Annotated in this window: 15 protein-coding genes; 6 read left to right on the top strand and 9 right to left on the bottom strand. The window is 66.0% G+C overall.

The genetic code is table 11. From position 1 onward, the window contains the following. The first annotated feature begins 121 nt into the window (after nt 1–121). The 3 genes from fhuE to AC07UW_RS06200 all read left to right on the top strand — a co-directional run bounded on the left by fhuE (nt 122) and on the right by AC07UW_RS06200 (nt 3,697). On the top strand, nt 122–2,281 hold the full coding sequence (gene fhuE / locus AC07UW_RS06210; protein ID WP_495211647.1) for a ferric-rhodotorulic acid/ferric-coprogen receptor FhuE: 2,160 nt from the start codon (nt 122–124) through the stop codon (nt 2,279–2,281). Between the two features lie 172 nt (nt 2,282–2,453). Beyond that, a complete protein-coding gene (locus tag AC07UW_RS06205; protein WP_223496554.1) occupies nt 2,454–2,945 on the top strand; it encodes a hypothetical protein in 492 nt (163 codons plus the stop codon). A 68-nt stretch (nt 2,946–3,013) separates the two neighbouring features. After that, nucleotides 3,014–3,697: a hypothetical protein gene (locus tag AC07UW_RS06200; RefSeq protein WP_495211646.1), complete on the top strand. Its 684-nt coding sequence runs from the start codon at nt 3,014–3,016 to the stop codon at nt 3,695–3,697. A gap of 94 nt (nt 3,698–3,791) precedes the next feature. On the opposite strand, the gene AC07UW_RS06195 is transcribed toward AC07UW_RS06200, so the two are convergent. Then, on the bottom strand, nt 3,792–6,656 hold the full coding sequence (locus AC07UW_RS06195; RefSeq protein WP_495211645.1) for a TonB-dependent receptor plug domain-containing protein: 2,865 nt from the start codon (nt 6,654–6,656) through the stop codon (nt 3,792–3,794). A 258-nt stretch (nt 6,657–6,914) separates the two neighbouring features. Then, the gene (locus AC07UW_RS06190; protein WP_495211644.1) at nt 6,915–7,322 is read right to left on the bottom strand and encodes an ExbD/TolR family protein; all 408 of its coding nucleotides are present in this window, start codon (nt 7,320–7,322) and stop codon (nt 6,915–6,917) included. A gap of 151 nt (nt 7,323–7,473) precedes the next feature. Between AC07UW_RS06190 and AC07UW_RS06185 the strand changes: the two genes are divergently transcribed. Together AC07UW_RS06185 and AC07UW_RS06180 are read left to right on the top strand one after the other, a co-directional pair. Further along, the gene (locus AC07UW_RS06185; RefSeq protein WP_495211643.1) at nt 7,474–9,459 is read left to right on the top strand and encodes a transglycosylase SLT domain-containing protein; all 1,986 of its coding nucleotides are present in this window, start codon (nt 7,474–7,476) and stop codon (nt 9,457–9,459) included. Nucleotides 9,460–9,569: 110 nt separating this feature from the next. Beyond that, entirely contained in the window at nt 9,570–10,790 is a 1,221-nt protein-coding gene (locus AC07UW_RS06180; RefSeq protein ID WP_492712229.1) for a multifunctional CCA addition/repair protein, read from the top strand. 49 nt (nt 10,791–10,839) lie between these two features. On the opposite strand, the gene AC07UW_RS06175 is transcribed toward AC07UW_RS06180, so the two are convergent. The 5 genes from AC07UW_RS06175 to AC07UW_RS06155 all read right to left on the bottom strand — a co-directional run bounded on the left by AC07UW_RS06175 (nt 10,840) and on the right by AC07UW_RS06155 (nt 13,453). Continuing rightward, on the bottom strand, nt 10,840–11,274 hold the full coding sequence (locus AC07UW_RS06175; protein WP_059065110.1) for an SseB family protein: 435 nt from the start codon (nt 11,272–11,274) through the stop codon (nt 10,840–10,842). Between the two features lie 87 nt (nt 11,275–11,361). Continuing rightward, nucleotides 11,362–11,721 carry a helix-turn-helix domain-containing protein gene (locus AC07UW_RS06170; protein ID WP_033832006.1) on the bottom strand — a complete coding sequence of 120 codons (360 nt, stop codon included), beginning with the start codon at nt 11,719–11,721 and terminating at the stop codon, nt 11,362–11,364. Further along, the gene (locus AC07UW_RS06165) at nt 11,718–12,020 is read right to left on the bottom strand and encodes a type II toxin-antitoxin system HigB family toxin (RefSeq protein ID WP_336032178.1); all 303 of its coding nucleotides are present in this window, start codon (nt 12,018–12,020) and stop codon (nt 11,718–11,720) included. Before AC07UW_RS06165 ends, AC07UW_RS06170 begins: the two co-directional genes overlap by 4 nt. A 50-nt stretch (nt 12,021–12,070) precedes the next feature. Further along, nucleotides 12,071–12,409, bottom strand: coding sequence for a hypothetical protein (locus tag AC07UW_RS06160; protein WP_495211642.1), 339 nt, complete (start codon nt 12,407–12,409; stop codon nt 12,071–12,073). A 3-nt stretch (nt 12,410–12,412) separates the two neighbouring features. After that, entirely contained in the window at nt 12,413–13,453 is a 1,041-nt protein-coding gene (locus AC07UW_RS06155; RefSeq protein ID WP_495211641.1) for a S41 family peptidase, read from the bottom strand. Between the two features lie 372 nt (nt 13,454–13,825). Here AC07UW_RS06155 and AC07UW_RS06150 point away from each other — a divergent pair, with 372 nt between their 5' ends. After that, nucleotides 13,826–14,248, top strand: coding sequence for a hypothetical protein (locus AC07UW_RS06150; RefSeq protein WP_495211640.1), 423 nt, complete (start codon nt 13,826–13,828; stop codon nt 14,246–14,248). 137 nt (nt 14,249–14,385) lie between these two features. Here AC07UW_RS06150 and AC07UW_RS06145 read toward each other — a convergent pair whose 3' ends face one another. Then, a complete protein-coding gene (locus AC07UW_RS06145) occupies nt 14,386–17,436 on the bottom strand; it encodes an autotransporter family protein (protein ID WP_495211639.1) in 3,051 nt (1,016 codons plus the stop codon). Nucleotides 17,437–17,795: 359 nt separating this feature from the next. Next, nucleotides 17,796–18,863 (bottom strand): acyltransferase family protein, encoded by a 1,068-nt coding sequence (locus tag AC07UW_RS06140; protein WP_495211638.1) that lies wholly within the window; start codon nt 18,861–18,863, stop codon nt 17,796–17,798.

Here is an 18,863-nt window from a genome sequence, read left to right as displayed (position 1 = left end):
TTCGTATTACCATTTCTTTCGTTTCCGGTGGTGCCAGGACGGCCTGCCCGCCCTTCCCCTACCCGTAGCGCCTCGACTCCTGGATGACGGCCGAACGCGCGTGCCCGTTGCAGGAATCCGCATGATCCGTCCCGCCTTCCGTACCCCGCAGCCGCAGCGGCTGTCCGTTGCCGTGCTCGTCGCGCTCTGCGCCGTAGCACCCACCGCTTTCGCCGAAACCGCCACCGACCCGACCACCCTCGACAAGGTCGTAGTGAAGGGCGAGCGCGCCGAAGGCTACTCGGTGCGCCGTACCTCGGCCGGCACCCGTTTCGACCTGGCGCCGCGCGAAATCCCGCAGTCGGTCAGCATCATCAGCCACCAGCGCATCGAAGATCAGCAGCTGGACGACATCATCGACGTGCTGGGCAACACCACCGGCGTCACCAGCACCCAGTCCGACAGCGAGCGCACCGAGTTCTATGCGCGCGGCTTCTACATCGATGCGTACCAGTTTGATGGCCTGCCCACGCAGATGGTGCAGAACTGGAGCTACGGTGACTCCGGCCTGGACCTGGCCCTGTATGACCGCGTGGAAGTGGTGCGCGGCGCCACCGGCCTGCTCAGCGGCGCCGGCAATCCTTCCGCCTCGGTGAACCTGATCCGCAAGCACGCCGACAGCGCCGAACTGACCGGCAGCGTGTCGGTGAACGTCGGCAGCTGGGGCCGCACTCGCACCACCGTGGACGTGGGCAGCGCGCTCAACGCCAGCGGCACCGTGCGCGGCCGTGTGATCGGCAGCTACCTGGACACCGACGGCCAGATGGATCGCTACAACCAGCGCAAGACGCTGGGCTATGCGGTCATCGATGCCGACCTGACGCCGGACACCCAGCTCAGCGTGGGCTACGACTACCAGCAGAAGCGCGCCAACGGCGCTACCTGGGGCGGCTTCCCGATGCTGTATTCCGATGGCTCGCCCACCGGCTACGACGAATCGTTCAACGCGAGCCCGAAGTGGACCTACTGGGACACCACCAGCAAGCGCGCCTTCGCCACCCTGCAGCACGCCTTCAGCAACGGCTGGAAGTTCAAGGTCGGTGCCACCCACGATGAGACCCGGGCCGACGACAAGCTGTTCTACCCGGCCTACAACGACTGGACCACCGGCGCGTCTAACTTCGACAAGACCACCGGCGCCGGCATCTCGCCGTCAGCGGGCTTCTACAACACCGAGCGCAAGGTCACCGGCGTTGATGGCTACGTTGACGGTCCGTTCCAGCTGTTCGGCCGCGAGCACCAGTTCATGGCCGGCCTGAGCTACAACAAGCGCGAGTACGCCAATTACGGCGACTACCAGGTCGGCGGCGCCGGCCAGACCTGGAACCCGTTCACCAGCTACCTGAACTGGACCGGCAACATCAGCGAGCCGAACTGGAACCCGCTGGCGCTTGCCAGCGAGGGCACCATCACCCAGAAGGCCGGCTATGCCGCCGCACGCCTGTCGCTGGCCGATCCGTTGAAGCTGATCATCGGCGCGCGCTACACCGACTGGAAGAGCGAGGGCGAAGGCGCGGATCGCCAGCACAAGGTGACCACGCCGTATGCCGGCCTCGTGTTCGACATCAACGACACCTACTCGGCGTACACCAGCTACACCGAGATCTTCCAGCCGCAGACGCTGAAGGACCGCAACGGCAGCTATCTGGACCCGGTGGATGGCAAAAGCTACGAAGTGGGCGTCAAGGGCGCCTGGTTCGACAACCGCCTGAATGCTTCGCTGGCGGTGTTCCGCATCGAACAGGACAACGTCGGCCAGATCACTGGCGAGCCGGTGCCCGGCAGCCAGAACGAATTCGCCTATCGCGCCGCACGCGGCACGGTGAGCCGTGGCTTCGAGTTCGAGCTCAACGGCGAACTGGCACCGGGCTGGAACGCCACGTTCGGCGCCTCCCGTTACGTGGCCAAGGATGCCAACGACGCCGACATCAACACCAACCTGCCACAGACCGCGCTGAAGCTGTTCACCAGCTACACCCCGCAGTCGCTGCAGGAACTGACCGTCGGTGGCGGAGCCAACTGGCAGAACCGCATCTACTACCCGGTACCGGCCTACGGCCGCATCGAGCAGAGCGGCTATGCGCTGGTCAGCGCCTTCGTGCGCTACCGCATCTCGCCGGAGTTCAGCGTGCAGGCCAACCTCAACAACCTGCTGGACAAGAAGTACCTGTCGCAGATCAACGGCTACGGCGCGTATGGCGATGGCCGCAATGGTTCGCTGACCTTTACCTGGTCGTTCTGACGACCCGCTGAGGTCGGAAGGACCGGCACTGGCCGGTCCTTCCCTTGCCCCTCCCCGTTTGCGCGGACGAGCACTATCGCGGCAACACCGAAGCTCTTAAGCTTGCTGCCAGCCGGCTGCAGGATCGCGCCGGCCCCAGGGAAGTCGAACTCGACCAGGCAGGGAGTGAGCGATGAAGAAGTGGATTCTGATCGTTGCCGTACTGACAGTGAGTGGCTGTGAAACCCTGAAGCCCAGGACCGTGTCATCGGCTGAAACGGGCGCGGCATCGCGACTGGAGTTCCAGTCCGGCCCGGACAGCGCCGCGGCAGCCGCGAAGGCAGCCATTGCCGAACAGAAGTGGAAGCTGCTTTACAGCGGCACGGAAAGGCCGAAAGGCGACCACGGCTTCCAGAGCAACAACCACCTCGGTGGCGAAACCGACGACCAGCTTGCCTGGAGCAAGTCCGCTCAGGCCGGCCTGAAGCCAACCGCCTATCTGCAGGCAAAGACACCCACCAGCGCCTTCAGCTGGGGCGCGGAACTGTTCGTCGTTGTCTATGCCACCGAGACCGGCGGCAGCGCCATTGCCATTTCGGCCTCGACCAGCCAGGCCCTCGAAAAGGAAAAGCTGGACAGTTACATCCGCCAGCTCGGCAGCGCCATCGACCAGCGTCTGGACTGACTACCCTGAGCCAGCGCTGCGCGCACCTGGGCCTGGCCGACACTGACGTTCAACAGGAGATCTGCACGATGAAACTGCGCATTTATGTTTCAGTGGCGATGACAATGGCGGGCATGAGCGGTTTTTCCGCTCATGCGGTGGATGCCGCCGCAGTCGCTCCCCACCGGCAGGACCTGAAGACCTTCTTCCAGTCCGAACAAATCGACTACATGACCGGGCAATGCCTGCAGCATTCGCCTGAGCTGGGCAGGCAGATGCAATCGGCTGCACAGCAATGGCGCCACGACAACGCCGCCGCCACCCAGCGCGGCAGCGACGCCGCACTGAAACTCTACCCGCAACTGGGCGAAGACATCGCCACCCAGCGCAGCCGCGTTCGCGAGCAGTCCGCCAAACAGACGGAAGCGGAGCTGGCCGCTGATCCACGAACAGCCTGCCGGCAGGCACTCAACGGCATCCGCTTCAATGTGCCACTCGAGATGCAGGGGCCGACGTTGACCAGCCCCGTGCTGCGCGCCGACATCTTCAAGCAGGCCTCTTCCGGTGCGGCCATCCTGCTCGAATGCACCGCACTGCAGAGCATCCAGACCGAAGTGGTCAGCGATGGTGGCAGCGGCTCGCAGCGCCGTATCGAGGAGCGCTGGTCGTTCAAGGGCTGCGACAGAACCATCGCCGCGGCGGTCCACTATGCACCGGCCGAGGGCGGCACATCACTCGTTGTCAGTTTCCCTGGAACAGGCGCCAGGCACTGAACCACGCAGGCGCAGCCTCGATGACGCCGGGCATGGCCCGGCGCTGCCACAGCAACAGCAGCGCCGGAATCACTCCGGCGCCGCCGTCCTCACATCAGAAACGCAGGTCCGCGCGCAGGTACCAGTAACGGCCACGCGGAATGTCGTAGGTCGAGGCGTCATAGCCGTTCAACGAGCATGACAGGCAGATCGGCGGATCCTTGTCGAACACGTTGTTCAAACCGGCCGTCAGCTGCAGCCCCTTCATCCAGTCGATCTTGTAGCCCACCTGCGCATCATGGAACGTGGTGGCCGACAGCGTGTTGGTACCGGCGGCCTGGTTGCTGCACACCGGGAACGCCACGGCGTCACCGCAGTCTTCGGTCAGTTCGGAAATGTGGCGTACCGTCCAGTTGGCGCTCCAGTTGTCCAGCGTCCAGCCGATGCTGGCGTTGCTGGTCCATTCCGGAATCGAACTGTCAGCCACTTCCACGCCGGGCTTCTGTGGCTGCCGCTGGCCGGCCGCACCGGTGGCCTCATAGCGACCGACGAAGGTGTTCTTCCAGCCCAGCTTGAACTGCCCGATCGAGCTCTGCGGCAGGGTCCAGAACAGGTCCACATCCCAGCCGTCGGTCTTGATCGAACCCAGGTTGGTCAGGCGGTTGTTGAAGCTGCTGACCGCACCGGTGCTGGCGCGGGTAATGCCGTCGCAGTAGATCGGGTCCAGGGTATCCACGCACAGGTCCAGCTGGGTCTGCGCGTTGATCGCCTGAATCGCGCCATCGATGTTGTGGCGGTAGAACGTCACTTCCACGTCGAAGCGCTCCGACCACGATGCATCGTTGCCGAACCAGGGGCTCCACACGAAACCGGCACTGAAGCTGCGCGACTGCTCCGGCTCCAACTCGCGGTTGCCGCCGGTGGTCACCGAGATCTGCGAGTTGGCCTGCTGGAAGCCGGTCGGCACGCCCAGCGATGCGCAGTTGGCCGCACTGCCACGCGGCGGTGTGCCACCCAGGCCCACCGAGCAGGGATCGAACAACTGCAGATCGGCGCGCGCGGCCGAGCCGTACAGCTCACCGATCGACGGTGCGCGGAAGCCTTCGGCATAGGTGGTACGCAGCACGAAGTCATCGGTCACCTGCCAGCGCAGGCCGTACTTGGGCGTGAACTCGCCACCGAAGGTGGAGTAATCCGAGTAGCGGCCAGCCAGGCTCAGGTCCAGCTTCTTGCCCAGTGCCGAGTCGGCGAAGATCGGCACGCTCAGCTCCAGGTACGCTTCGTTGACGTCGTAGGAGCCGGACGTCGGCTGCGACGGTACGCCGTTGTAGTGGCCGATCACCGTCAGCGGGTCAGGCTGGTACGAACCTTTGTACTTGCGGTGTTCGAGGCCGGTGGCGAAGGACACCGGGCCGGCCGGCAGGGTGAACAGATCGCTGGACAGGTTGGCGGTGAACAGGCTCAGCTCGTTCTGGCTGCGGTCGCGCACCACCGGCTGGATCCAGCGCAGCATGTCCGGGGTGATCGAACCGGCGCCACCGAAAATGTTCAGCGGTACGCAGCCCGGCGTGGCCGCGCACACCGCAGGATCGCCCAGCGCCATGTTGACGTTGTAGATGTTGTAGCTGCCGTAGTTGGTCTGCTCGGCCTTGTTCTTGCTGTACATGCCGTTGACGTCCCAGTACCAGCTGCGGTCAGCGGCCTGGAAGTTGCCGACCAGACCGGTGGCGAAGTACGTGGTGTCCACCTGCTGTTCGAATACGCGCGCGCCGCCTTCCACCGGACGGCGGCCGATCAGGCTCATGTTGCCCGACGACACCAGGTCGAAGCCGAACGGGTTGTACGGGTTCAGTGCCGAGACCACGATGTTGTCGGCCAGCGGATTGCCGGTGGCACCGTCAGGGCCGAAGAACAGCGGTTCCGGGCCGGCCTGGTTGGTCGACTCGCGGCGGTTGCCCAGTGCCTTGACGTACCACTGCACGTTGTCGGTGATGTCGAACCGGAACTGGCCGAACAGGCCCTTACGCTCCGACGGTGTCAGCACCATGTTGTATTCGGCGAAGTTGAAGCGGTCGGCGCTGGTGAAGCAGTGGTAGTCGTCGGTGCGGTTGCAGCCGGCGCTGCCGTCGTAACGCGGGCTGCTCACGCCGGTGTTGGGCACGATGTCCTGTTCGGCACCGGTGTTGGGATCGACGAAGGCGAAGCGCCCCTGCGGAATGCCGCCGCTGCCGAAGGCCAGGCCGGTGCCGGGAATCGGGAAGCGCGACTGCTCGCGGTCCTTCGCATACACCGGGTCCTGCTTGGTCCAGCTTGCCCCCAGGAACAGGCTGTAACGGTCGCCGCTCTTGCCCCAGGCCAGGTCCACGCCCTTCTGCGTGCCATCGCCCTTGCCATACTGGCCGTAGTTCATCGTCACCTGGCCGCCATCGAAATCGCGGCGGGTGATGATGTTGACCACACCTGCGATGGCATCGGAGCCGTACAGCGACGATGCGCCGTCTTCCAGCACTTCGATGCGCTCAACGATCGCCAGCGGGATGGTGTTGAGGTCGGTGGCCGAGCCCACGCCCGAGGCCGAGGATTCATTGACCCAGCGGATGCCATCGATCAGCACCAGTACACGCTTGGCACCGAGATGGCGAAGGTCCACCTGCGCCGAACCCGCGCCGACGCCGCTGCCGTCGGGTGGGAAACCGAAGTTGCCCGACGAATTGAACTTGGCATTGAGCGCCGAGCCCGAGCCGGTGAGCTGTTGCAGCACTTCACCGATCGAGGTCAGGCCGGTGCGTTCGATGTCGGCGCGGTTGAGCGTCTGGACCGGCACTTGGCCTTCCACTTCAGCGCGCTTGATGCGGGTACCTGTGACTTCGACGCGATCCAGGTCGGTGGTGGCCGATTGGGCAGCAGCCCCCAACGGGGCCAGTGCGGTCACGCACAGCGCGACGGCAACCGCCAAGGGGCGGTGATGCAGGTAATTCATTCGCTCTCTCTCCAAAGGAATGTCGGGACATGGACTGCCGCGCTCCCCCCTGCATGGCGGCAGCGTCTCCTTTGTAAACAAGCGGTAAACATCGCGGCGTGATGCCCGACACTCTTTCACGCGAATTTGACGATTCTGAAAGCAGATAACGCCAATTGCCTACGTATTCACCGAAGGCTGTGATCATCATCGGCGCCCTTGTGAGCGCCTGCTGGCCAGGTGCGGCCCTCCCTCAGGAAGGCCGCACCGGTGATCCGCTCACTGCACGAACGCGATGCGTTGCATGCCGGTGGCTTCGGCGGCGGCCAGGATCTTGGCCATGCCGTCATACTGGGCCGACGGATCGGTGCTGATGCGCAGCTCCGGCAGGTTCCCGGCATGCTCGCTGGCCTGCGCCTGCAGGCGCGACTGCAGATCGCTGATGGCCATCGGCTGTCCGTCCCAGCTCAACTGGCTGGACGCATCGAGGCGCAGCTCGATCGGCGGCGGCGGTTCGGGGCGATCCACCACGCGATCGGTGGCCTGCGGCAACTGCACGTTGATCGGCCGCGACAACATCGGCGCGGTCACGATGAAGATGATCAACAACACCAGCATTACATCCACCAGTGGCGTGACGTTGATGTCCGCCAGTGGGCCGCTTCTTCCTGCGCTACTGAATGCCATGTGCCGCTCCCTGCAGCAGGGCCGGTCGCCCCAGCCCAAACCTACGCCGGACAACCGCCTTCGCGGCAGTGCGGATCCCACCATCATTCAGCTGTCGTTGCCGTCTTCGGCCGTGTACACAATGCGAAACTGAATTCAGCCACTGCCCGCTATGCTGGTCGTCATGACCCGACGATCTTCGACCGCCCTGTCCCTGCTCCCGCTGGCCACCACGCTGCTGATCGGCTGCGCGAGTGCCCAGTCCCTCGATGCCCAGAACGCCCAGCTGAAGGCCGCCATCGCCGCCGCCGAACGTGGCCAGTTCGATCCCGGCCAGGCCGCCGCGCTCAGCCGCCATCCCGCGTATGGCTGGCTGGAGTTCGCCAACCTGCGGCGCAACATCGACACCGTCGATACGGCGCAGGCACAGGCCTTCCTCAAGCGCTACCAGGGCCAGGCCGTGGCCAACAGCTTCCGCAGCGCCTGGCTGCCCTCTGTCGCGCGCCGCCAGGACTGGCCGACGCTGCTGGCCAACTGGGCTCCCACCGACAACCTCGGCCTGCGCTGTGCGCAGCTGACAGCGCGCCAGGCCACCGGCAAGCTGGACCCGCAGTGGATCGGTGAAGCCCAGGATCTGTGGCGCAAGAACGGCAAGTCGTTGCCCGATGCCTGCGACGCCGTGTTCGCCGTGCTGCAAGCGCAGGGTGGCATGAGCGATGCGCTGCGCTGGGAACGCATCGATGCCGCTGCCGATGCACAGCAGCCGGCGGTGATGCGTTCGGCCGCGCGCGGCCTGCCGGCCAGTGACCTGGCCTTGGCCAACACCTACGCCGCCTTCGTCGACAAGCCCAATGCCAGCGCCCTGAACTGGCCGCGCAACGAGCGCAGCCGGCGCATCGCCACCGACGGCCTGGCCAAGCTGGCCAAGGCCGACCCGGATGCTACCGAACAGCAGCTGCCGCAGTACGCGCAGGCGCTGGGCCTGAGCGCCGAACAGCAGGGCCAGGTGCGTTACCAGATCGCCCTGTGGACGGTGGCGTCCTACCTGCCCGACTCGGCTCGCCGTTTGAATGCCGTGCCCGATGCGGCCTATGACGAACGCCTGCACGAATGGCGCGCGCGCGAAGCGATGTCGCGCGGCGATTGGCCGGCGACGCTGGCGGCGATCCGCAAGATGGGCCCGACCCAGCGCAACGATTCGCGCTGGCGCTATTTTGAAGGCCGCATGCTGGAAAAGACCGGCCAGGCACAGCAGGCGCAGCCGCTGTTCCGCGAAGCCGCGCGCGCACCAACCTTCCATGGCTTCCTGGCCGCGGACAAGCTGCAACAGCCCTACACGCTGTGCCCGTGGAGGCCCAACGACAGCGCACAGGCGCAGGCCGCAGTGGCCCGCGATCCGGCCATCCAGCGGGCGATGGCGCTGTACCAGATCGACCGCGCCGGTTGGGCGGTGGCCGAATGGAACAATGCGCTGTCGCGCTTCGATGACACCCAGCGTCGCCTCGCCGTGCGCGTGGCGCAGGAGAACGGTTGGTTCGACCGCGCGGTGTTCGCGCTCGGCAAGCAGCCGCAGGAGCAACGCCTTTACGACCTGCGCTTCCCGCTGCACCACGACGCCACGATCCGCCGTGAATCGGCACGTAATGCCATCGACCCGGCCTGGGTGGCCGCCGAGATCCGCGCCGAGAGCACCTTCACCCCGCGCGCGCGTTCGCCCGCCAACGCCATGGGCCTGATGCAGGTACTGCCGGCGACCGGCGCCGGCGTGGCCAGGTCCATCGGCCTGACCGGCTACGGCGGCGCTGACAGCCTGTACGACCCGGACACCAACATCGCCATCGGCACCGCGTACCTGCGGCAGTTGATGAACAAGTACGACGGCCTGCCCTACGTGACCATCGCCGCCTACAACGCGGGCCCGACGCCGACCGCACGCTGGCAGACCCAGCGCCCGGGCTTCGATCCGGACCTGTGGATCGAGACCATCAGCTACAAGGAAACGCGCGAGTATGTCGCCCGCGTGCTGGCCTTCAGCGTGATCTACGACTGGCGACTCAATGGCGACGCATTGCCGCTGAGCGACCGCCTGATGGGCCGCCTGGTGGACAAGCGCAAAGCCTTCACCTGCGCCGCCAACGCCGACCAGGGCGGCGATTGATAGCAGCACGGTAGTGCCGGCCGCTGGCCGGCATCTGCAGGAATCCGGCGAGTGCCGGCCAGCGGCCGGCACTACCGGTACATCCATGCCCAGCATGCGATCATCCGCCCATGAAGATCTATCTTGTCGGCGGCGCCGTGCGCGACCGCCTGTTGCAGCGCCCTGCCGGCGACCGTGACTGGGTCGTCGTCGGCGCCACGCCCGCGCAGATGGAAGCGCAGGGCTACACCGCCGTCGGCCGTGATTTTCCCGTCTTCCTGCACCCGAAGACCGGCGAGGAATACGCGCTGGCCCGCACCGAACGCAAATCCGGCCGTGGCTACCGCGGCTTCGTGGTCGATGCCGATCCGGCGGTGACGCTGGAAGAAGACCTGCAGCGCCGCGACTTCACCATCAACGCCATCGCCTGCGATGAAGACAGCGGCGCGCTGGTCGATCCCTATGGCGGCGCGCGCGACATCGAGCAGCGCGTGCTGCGCCATGTCGGCCCCGCATTCGTTGAAGACCCGCTACGCGTGCTGCGTGCGGCGCGCTTCATGGCCCGCTTCGCCTCGCTCGGTTTTACCGTCGCGCCGGAAACCATGGCGCTGATGCGCGAGGTGGCCGCCAGTGGCGAGCTCGACGCGCTGGTGCCGGAACGTGTGTGGCAGGAACTGCGCAAGGCACTGGTGTGCGAGCGCCCATCGGCGTTCCTGCGCACCCTGCACGACGCGCACGCGCTTGGCCCGATACTGCCAGAGCTGGAAGCGCTGTACGGTGTACCGCAGCGTGCGGAATTCCATCCGGAAGTCGACACCGGCATTCACCAGGAAATGGTCAGCGACATGGCGGCGACGCTGGCGCCCGGTGATGACCTGGTCGGCTTCGCCGCACTGACCCACGACCTCGGCAAGGGCCTGACCCCGGCCGAGGAATGGCCGCGTCACATCATGCACGAGCAGCGCGGCATCAAACCGCTGAAAGCACTGTGCGCGCGCCTGAAGATTCCGACCGAGCACCAGCAGTTGGCCGAGGCCGTCTGCCGCGAGCATCTGAACGTGCATCGCATCGACGAACTGCGCGATGCCACCGTGCTGGAACTGCTGGGCCGCTGCGATGCGTTGCGCCGGCCGGAGCGGGTGGCACGCATCGCGCTGTGCTGCGAGGCCGACAAGCGCGGCCGGCTCGGTTTCGAGGACAGCGACTACCCGCAGGGCGAGACGCTGAAGCGCCTGCACCGGGCGGCGCTGTCAGTGCAGGCGCGTGACCTGGACACCACACACCTCAAAGGCCCGGCCATTGGTGAGGCGCTGGCCAAGGCGCGGGTGAAGGCGATCACCGCCGCCCGCTGATGCACCTGGTAGTGCCGGCCGCTGGCCGGCAACCACAGCGTCCGCTTTGTCAGTGCGCCATTCCACGGGTGATCGCCGCAGCGCGCTCTTTCAGCTGCGCCACGGCATCGGGGATCATCTCCATGCCCACGTCCAGGCCGGGGTTCAGCACCAGGCCGACGCCCTCGCCGATGCCCGACAGCAGTGCATGCACCGCGATGGGCATGGCGTGGGCGAACTGCGGCAGCTGCTCGTGCCAGATCTCCGCGCGCTCGGGCGCGGTGAACACCGCAAACATCGGCTCGCCGCTTTCGCTGGTCAACACCAGCGGCGAAATGCTCTCGTCCCAGGCGCCGTCTTCACCGATGGCCTTGTCCAGCAGCACGAACACCGGCGCGGTCAGCAGGCCGTCAAGGAACTGCGAGGCCGTGAGGGTTCCATCCTGGGCCTGCAACAGGCGCACTTCCAGGTCGTTGGCGGGTTCGAACGGCGTTTCGTGGTCCATGGTCGGTTCCGGTACGTGGTTGCTGGCTGCAACTTTAGCAGGACCGGCATCAGGCTACGTGCACCTCGTTCCGCAGCGGAATGGACCTCAGCGGCCGATCAGGCTTTCCGCCGGAATGCCCAGGTTTCGGTGCAGATTGCGGATCATCTCCAAGGTCAATCCACGCTTGCGATTCAATACCTCGTACACGCGGTTGAGCTGACCAATGGAGGGCACCAGATCCTTCACGGTCAGACCGCCCTGCTCCATGCGGAAGCGGATCGCTTCGATCGGGTCAGGCAGCTCGATCGGGTAGTGCTTCGCCTCGTAGGCCTCCACCAAGGTGGCGAGAATCTCGAAACGATCTCCCTCTTCGCTATCCAACGCAGGTTCGTTCTCGAAATAGGCCTCCAGCTCGCGCAATGCGTTCTGATAGTCGACTTCTGTGCGAACAGGACGAATGTTCATTTTTCCTCCACGGTCGCTACGTCAATCCGGTCGTATTCGGCATGGTTGCCGATGAACTTGATGTAGACCATCTGACGCTGATAAGTAACGTCGACAACCAACCTGTGGCTGTTGCCTTTGATGTTGAAAACCACGCGACTGCTACCGACGAAACTCGCACTCGCATAGCAACTGCGGATGTCATGCGGACTGGCCCAAGCGGCGCGCCTCACTTCGTCATGCCAGGCCTTCAGCGGTTGCTCGCACTCTGGGAACCTTTCCCAGTAACGCCTGAGCGTAGCCAGCGCGAAAACTCTCACCGCCCCATCCTAGTCCCAAATTGGGACTTATGCAAATCATCCATCATTGCTCAGCCTCCACCGTGTCCCATCCGCCACATCCACCCCGCCACCGCCAGCCCGGCCACTACCACCAGCATCACCGGCAGGCCGAAGCGGTGCCGGAACGGGATCGGTACCCCGCCCAGCTGCTGGTCCATGCTTTCCGTATCCAGCACCCAGCCGTGCTCGCAGCCGGTGCAGGCCAGCTCGTAGCGGCGCTGGTAGACGAAGCCGAACAGCAGGTCGATGCGCGCCATCCTGTAGCGCAGCTGCGGGGCGAATTCGGTTTCGGTCTGGCAGCACAGGCAGTGGTGCGATTCGGTGGGGCCGACAATCAGCACCCGTTCGTGTTGGCAGATCAGCAGCATGGTTCAGCCTTTCCTGCAGGCGGGCTGGGCCAGCAGCCAGGCCTCAGCCGCCGCCACCGTGGCGTCATCGCCAGCGGTGGCCTGGTCCGGCACGATCTTCCGCCCGTCGCCATTTCCATTGCGATCGCGCATGACGCTGGTGGTCAACACCAACGCACTGCCATCCACCAGCCGGCGCACCACGTTGGCCGTCGATACACCGGCCGTGGGCTGTCCGAAACTGCGGGTCTGCGCGCGGCCTCGGAACGCCAGTACGGTCGCTTCGCCGGAACTGGCGGTGCGCGGGCCGGTCAACACCGCCACCGGCGCGCCAACCTGGCGGGGCAAATAGCCGGGCTGGCCGAAATCCAGGCGCGTCGCCTCGCCCATGCGCACGCCACTGGCAGTGGTCTGCCAGCGTACCGGACCGTCGGCGGTCTCGAATGAGCCCACGTCCTCGATACCCATCGCCGAAGTGCGCAGCAGCGGCGCAACGCCCAGCAGCATCGGCCACATGTTGCCGCCGGTGTTGTCGCGCAGGTCGACGATCCAGCCACAGCGAGGCGTGCTGTCCTTTTCACGGATGATGTTCTGCCAACGCACCGCACGCTGGATGTTCTGTTGCTGCAGCTGCTGCGGCGGCGCACCGGGGTCTGCCGCATAGCCCTCGATCAACACTTGGCCGATACGCGGGTCACGTGCGCGAGTGGCGTCGCTTTCGCTGCGGGCAGCGGCGGTGGCGTTTTCGCGGGCGAAACGCTCCACACGTTGCTGCTGTCGTTGCGGGGTCATCCAGCTGCCGTGACCGCCTGAACTGCGACCAATGGCCTCGGCCAGGACGGTCCGGACCTTGGCCGGATCGCCCTGCGCATCCTTCAGCCGCGTGCGCATGGCAGGCCAATCGACCCTGCCTCGGTACAGCGCCTCGCGTTCAAGCATGTCCAGCAGCTGTGCCTGTGCGGCGGGTGATGGAATCTCGATGGCGTCGGCCGCAGTGGCAGCGGTCGTTGCCAGCAGCGCGGCGATGAGAAGGGCACGTCCCGGCAATCCTTTGCTGTTCCGCATCGACATCTCCCTGTCGTTGAATAAAGGCGAAGCATAGCGCCTTGGCCGCCGCGCGGCGTGTCGCATCAGGCACATCTGGATCGGACTGCGATTTACAACTTTGCCCATGTCGACACGATGGCAAACGCGCGAAGGTCACTGTGCCAGCGCCACCTGCGCTGGCCGGGATTGGCGTCCTGAATCAAACATTCAAGCGATCGCGTTGCCGCTTCAACGGCAATCACGACAATGCACCTGCTCGCCCATGGTGGGCGGTGCGTGGGGATCCTCGCGATCCGTCGGCTTTTTCGCTTGGATTTTGACCGGCACGCCAACCCGCACCGCCCGCCACCTTGCATTCCGCAGGTGGCCCAGCCCTGTGAGGTTGTTGCCATGACCACGCTCTACCCCACCTATCCGCGCCTGCACACATTGCTGGGCGATGCCATGCCCGACCTGCAGCTGCCCAACGCCACCGCCGAGGCGCTGGAAGACGCGCTGACCGAAGCCGATGAAGCTGCTCCCACGCCCGCCTTCTTCAAGCGGCTGCGCGAGGTCACGCGCTGCCACGCCGCTGACGGCGAGCCGTGGACGGAGCTGCGCATCACGCCGGCGCGTGCGCGCGATCTGGCCTGCACCACGCGCTGCCTGCTGGCGTTGTCGGCGCTGGGGGGTGTGCTGCTGGCGACGCAGGCGGCGCGTGAACTGGACGACGCGGAGGCGCAGTGCCCGCCACAGACCGAGGAAGGGCTACTGCATGCGGTACAGCTGCTGGCCGAACACGCGGGCGCGTTGCTGGGGCGTTCGCCGTTGTGATGTGGCGGCGTTGGGATTGCTTGACTGGTGGCAAGGCGTGTCGACCGAGGTCGACACCTACCAGAGCGGGTCATGACGCCGGTGGGATTCGTGCCGACCTAGGTCGGCACCCACCAAAGCGGCCAAAGCGAAGGGCGCTACCAATCCGCGCGCAGGCCGATGTTGCCTTCGATGATGCGGCGCTTGCCGTTGTCGCTGCCACCAACCTCGCGGGTGTAGTCGGCCACGGCATACGCGCTGATCGTGCGGTTGAAACGTCCGACCACGCCGACACCGGCTTCCAGTGCGCGCGAGCGCTGCGAATTGATGATCGCGTCGCTGTCGAACAGGATGCGGTCCTCTCCCGAACGGCCATGCCAGTAATTCAACTTGAAGTACGGCTGCCAGCCGTTGTCGGCCAACTGGTAATCGCCCGCCAGGCGCAGGCCGACGCGGCCGGTCCAGGCGTTGTCGTTATCGAAGGAAACGGTGGACACCAGATCACGCTGGTCATCCAGTGAACTGCGCTGCCAGATCACCTGCAGCTGCGGCTCCAGCCACCACGATGACTGCCCGAACTGCAGCAGTGGCTTGCCCGCTTCCAGCGAGAGCGTGGTGCCATCGCCCTTGAGGTCGATGCCCAGCCCGCGCGAGGAGCGCGTGCGGCCGTCGTAGCGGCTCTGCATCGCCACTGCGTCGATGTAGCCGCCGCTGCTGTCGGTCAACGTCCAGTACAGGCCCACGTGTTTGTCGTCCAACCGGCTCTGGCCGACCAACACGTTGTCCCAGCCGACGGCCAGGCCGGTGATCCTGCCATCGGCGCGGGTACGGCCGACGAACACGCCGATCTGGTTGCGGTGGCTGTCACCGCTGGCGGCCCACACATCCAAGCCTGCCTGCACGCCCATCACGTCACCATCGAAGCCGGGCCGTGCATCGCCTTTCCAGTGGATCTCGCTGCTCTGCCCCACCAGCCGTCCCCATGCTGTGCGGAAGGCGCCCTGGTTGTACAGCAGGCGCTGTTCGCCTTGGCGCTCATGGAAGGTCCCCAAGCTGGCCAGCGAGGTCTCGCGCAGCAGCGGTGGTACCACGGCGTAGGCCGCAGTCTCCAGGCGGTACAGCGGCACCAGGCCGTTCTCGTCCGGTGCGGCAGGTCTTGCCCCCGCAGTGGGCGGCGGCGAACCGGTACCGGGCAGGCTGCCACCGGCCACCGGCACGTCTGGCACGGGTGGATCGCTGGGCGGCGCTACGGGCGCAGGTTCCGGCGGCGGTGGCGGCGGTGCGGCTTCGCCTGCGGTCAGGTCCGGATCGGTGGCACCCTCTGGCGGCGGCGGGGGTGCCGGGGGAATCGGCGGCGGTGGCGCCACCGGTGGCGTCGGCGGTGGCGGTGGCGGTGGCAGTACTTCGCCGCCGCCGTTCGGTGCGGGGGCCGGCCCGGCCGCCAATGTCGAACGCAGATACCAGTTCTCGCCGGTGCCAGCGCTGACGCCGCCCTTGAACAGGAAATACTCGTAGGCACCGGCCGAGACCGGTGCGAACAACGAGAACGCGCCTGGCGCGGTGGTTGCGCCGTTCAGCGCCTGCACCACCAGGATACCGTCGACCAGCGTGGCCGCTCCTCCGCCACCGGTGTTGATGATGCCCAGGCCGGTGCTGCCGGTGGCGGTGCCGCCATCAAAGACCAGGCGGTCACTGGCTGAGTCGTCTGCACCCAGCACGGTCTGCAGGTACACGCCACCGCCGTCGCCGCGGTAGTTGCCACGGATGGTGAAGGCATCGCCGGCGCCGCTGTTGTTGGTCAGATCAATGCGTCCGGCGTTGACCATGTTCACCAGCGCAGCTGCCGCGAACGGACGGATCGCATGGTTGCCGCCACCGCCGAACAGCGTGCTGGTCTCGTCCACGTTCAAGCTGCCGGTGCCGGTGGCACTGTCGCCCAGCACCAGGTCGCCATCGAAGGTGAGCTCGGTGCTGCTGGCCAGGCTGATCGCTTCCCAGTTCTGGAAGCGCCCGACGCCAGCGGTCTTGACGTTGTTGAAGCTGAGGCGATCGGTGCCGGTGCCACCATCGAACAGCGGTACAGCGCCGAGGTTGGCCTGGTTGAGATTGCCCAGGGTCGCGACGTCATCGTCGGGGCCCATGTCGATGGCGCCGTAGACAATGCCGCCGCCATTCCAGTTGAAGGTGTCGTTGCCGGTGCTCAGCAGCACCTGGCCACGCACCGTGCCACCGGTGATGGTGACGCTGTCGGCACCGCCACTGACGCTGATGTTGCCGCCGATGTAGGCGTCGTTGGAGATGATGATGGTGTCGGTGTCGAAGCCGGTGACCACGTTGCCGTCGACGGTGCCGCCGGACATGTCCCACAGGTTCTTGTCCAGTTTCATGTTGACTCGGCCGATACGACCACCGGTCATCCACGCCTGGTCGCCATCTTCGAACGCGCCGACGATGCGGCCACCGCTCATGCGGAAGGTGTCGATGTTGTCGCCCTGCTGCAGGGCGCCGATGGTGCCGCCGGTCATGACGAAATCATCGCGGCCACTGCCCTGCGTCACCAGCCCGGTGATGGTGCCGGCGTTGATGGTCAGCTGGTCATCGCCATTGCCCTGGTCGAGGCTGTCGATGGTGCCGCCGCTGAGCAGCAGCACGTCGTTGCCATCGCCCTGCTGCACGCCGCCGCTGATGCTGCCGGCCAGCATCTGCAGACGATCATTGCCGGCACCGAACTGCACGCCGCTGCTGCCACTGATGGTGCCGCGGTTGACCAGCTCGCTGTCGCCGGCACCGCTGAACTGCAGTGCGATACCGCTGCCGGAACTGATGCTGCCGGTGTTGTCGACGCGGCTGCCACCGCCAAGCTGTACCGCGGTACCGCTCGCCGAGCTGATGGCGCCGAGATTGGTGAGCACGTGCCCGCCCGCGCCGAGCAGGGAGATGGCGCTACCCGCGCCGGTCTGTTGCAGCTGCGCGCCATTGCCAACACTCACGGTGATGCCTGCAGCGCCACTGGCATTGATGGCTGCTGTCTCGGGATTGGGGGCGGTGCTGCTGCAGGTGACGGTCTGCCCGGCGACGGGAGCCGTTGCATCGCACCCTGCCCAGGCGGCAGGGGCGGACAGGGCGAGCAGCGAGGGCATCGCCAGGATCTGCAGCAGGGAAACGGTCAGACGGCGCTGGCGGAACCCGCGCGGGACGACATGGGACATACAGCACTCCTGGGTCGGGGGATCAGGAACTGCGGATGCTCTGTACGACACTGCTGATGCAGTCTGCCCTGCCATGAATGGTTTCGATAGGTGAACTTATCGGCAGTCGGTCACGCTTTCGTTGTGAAACCGGGAAGTAATCACGCAGCCCGCATGTCGATGAACCGATTCATTTCCCATCGCCCGGAATGGAATATCCACGCATGGCGTGGATCTACAGCAGGCATGCCACGCATGGATGGGCCATGGATCCGCGCCACACGTGGATGAACCATGGCGCCACACAACACCCGGATGGGCCATGCCCAGTAGATCCAAGCCATGCGTGGATGGCCCGTTCTCCACGATCTTTGCCGCGCTCAGATCTTCAGATAAATGCGACGTCGGTCCAACCACCACGCCACGCCCCACCACAGCGCGACGAACGCCAGCGCCTGCAGCATCGAGCCCAGCTCCAGCGCCTGTGGCATCGCTGCGGCCAACTGTTGCCAGACCCAACCCCAGGCGCCGGTGGCCAACAGGATCACCGACATCACCGAGGCACCCAGGTAGGCGGTGATGGCATTGACGCCGAAGCGCCGGCCCAGTGCCGGCCATCCCTTGCGGTCGATCAGCAGGTGGCCCAGCCACAATGCCAGCGCGGCCAGGCCACCGGTCCACAGCACGTAGCTGGGCGTCCACAGCTGCTTGTTGAGCGGCAGTACGGTTGCCAGCAGCAGGCCAAGCACGGCGGTGACCGCACCCAGCGCGGCCAATGCACCGGCGCGGCCACTGCGCAGCAGGCCACCTGCCAGCAGGCCCAGCACGGTGCTGGCCAATGCGCCCAGACTGCTCAGCAATCCTTCCGGGTCATGGCCCAGACCGGTATCGGCCTGCCATTGGTAGATCCATGGCGCGAACAAGGTGGTATCCAGGCGACTGGCCGGGTTGGTCCACGCCGCCAGGTCACCCACGCCCAGCAGCAGCGCGGTGTAGCCCACCAGCAGCGCCACCAGCGCGGCCGCCTGCACGCGCGGGCGCGCATACACCGCCAGCACGCCCACCATGGCCGCGCACAGCGCAATGCGCTGCAGCACGCCCCAGATGCGGAAATGGTGCGTGTGCAGTGCCCACCACACCAGCAGGTGCAGCAGCACACCGGCAACGGCGATGCGCAGTGCGCGTTCCAGCACGCCACGTGCAAGTGCTGGCCGTGCGGCCGCATCCAGCGCGCGCGGTGCAACGCTGAAGGCCATCGACACGCCTACCAAGAACAGGAAGAACGGGAACACCAGGTCGGTCGGCGTGCAGCCGTGCCATTCGGAATGACGCAGCGGTGCGAACACCGCACTCCAGTCACCTGGGTTGTTGACCAGCAGCATCGCCGCCACGGTCATGCCGCGCAGGGCGTCGATCGAACCCAACCGGCGTGGCGGCGCGCTGCTCAT

Source organism: Stenotrophomonas sp. GW821-FHT02D01 (genome assembly GCF_059421765.1).
The sequence above is the reverse complement of the archived record's forward strand: the minus strand, read 5'-3'. Positions and strand labels throughout refer to the sequence as shown.

Coding starts and splice junctions, on each gene's coding strand:
- AC07UW_RS06190 (WP_495211644.1), bottom strand. CDS start 7,322: ATGGCATTCAGTAGCGCAGGAAGAAGCGGCCCACTGGCGGACATCAAC.
- AC07UW_RS06155 (WP_495211641.1), bottom strand. CDS start 13,453: ATGCGGAACAGCAAAGGATTGCCGGGACGTGCCCTTCTCATCGCCGCG.
- AC07UW_RS06185 (WP_495211643.1), top strand. CDS start 7,474: ATGCTGGTCGTCATGACCCGACGATCTTCGACCGCCCTGTCCCTGCTC.
- AC07UW_RS06180 (WP_492712229.1), top strand. CDS start 9,570: ATGAAGATCTATCTTGTCGGCGGCGCCGTGCGCGACCGCCTGTTGCAG.
- fhuE (WP_495211647.1), top strand. CDS start 122: ATGATCCGTCCCGCCTTCCGTACCCCGCAGCCGCAGCGGCTGTCCGTT.
- AC07UW_RS06140 (WP_495211638.1), bottom strand. CDS start 18,863: ATGAGCAGCGCGCCGCCACGCCGGTTGGGTTCGATCGACGCCCTGCGC.
- AC07UW_RS06200 (WP_495211646.1), top strand. CDS start 3,014: ATGAAACTGCGCATTTATGTTTCAGTGGCGATGACAATGGCGGGCATG.
- AC07UW_RS06170 (WP_033832006.1), bottom strand. CDS start 11,721: ATGAACATTCGTCCTGTTCGCACAGAAGTCGACTATCAGAACGCATTG.
- AC07UW_RS06145 (WP_495211639.1), bottom strand. CDS start 17,436: ATGTCCCATGTCGTCCCGCGCGGGTTCCGCCAGCGCCGTCTGACCGTT.
- AC07UW_RS06195 (WP_495211645.1), bottom strand. CDS start 6,656: ATGAATTACCTGCATCACCGCCCCTTGGCGGTTGCCGTCGCGCTGTGC.
- AC07UW_RS06150 (WP_495211640.1), top strand. CDS start 13,826: ATGACCACGCTCTACCCCACCTATCCGCGCCTGCACACATTGCTGGGC.
- AC07UW_RS06160 (WP_495211642.1), bottom strand. CDS start 12,409: ATGCTGCTGATCTGCCAACACGAACGGGTGCTGATTGTCGGCCCCACC.
- AC07UW_RS06175 (WP_059065110.1), bottom strand. CDS start 11,274: ATGGACCACGAAACGCCGTTCGAACCCGCCAACGACCTGGAAGTGCGC.
- AC07UW_RS06205 (WP_223496554.1), top strand. CDS start 2,454: ATGAAGAAGTGGATTCTGATCGTTGCCGTACTGACAGTGAGTGGCTGT.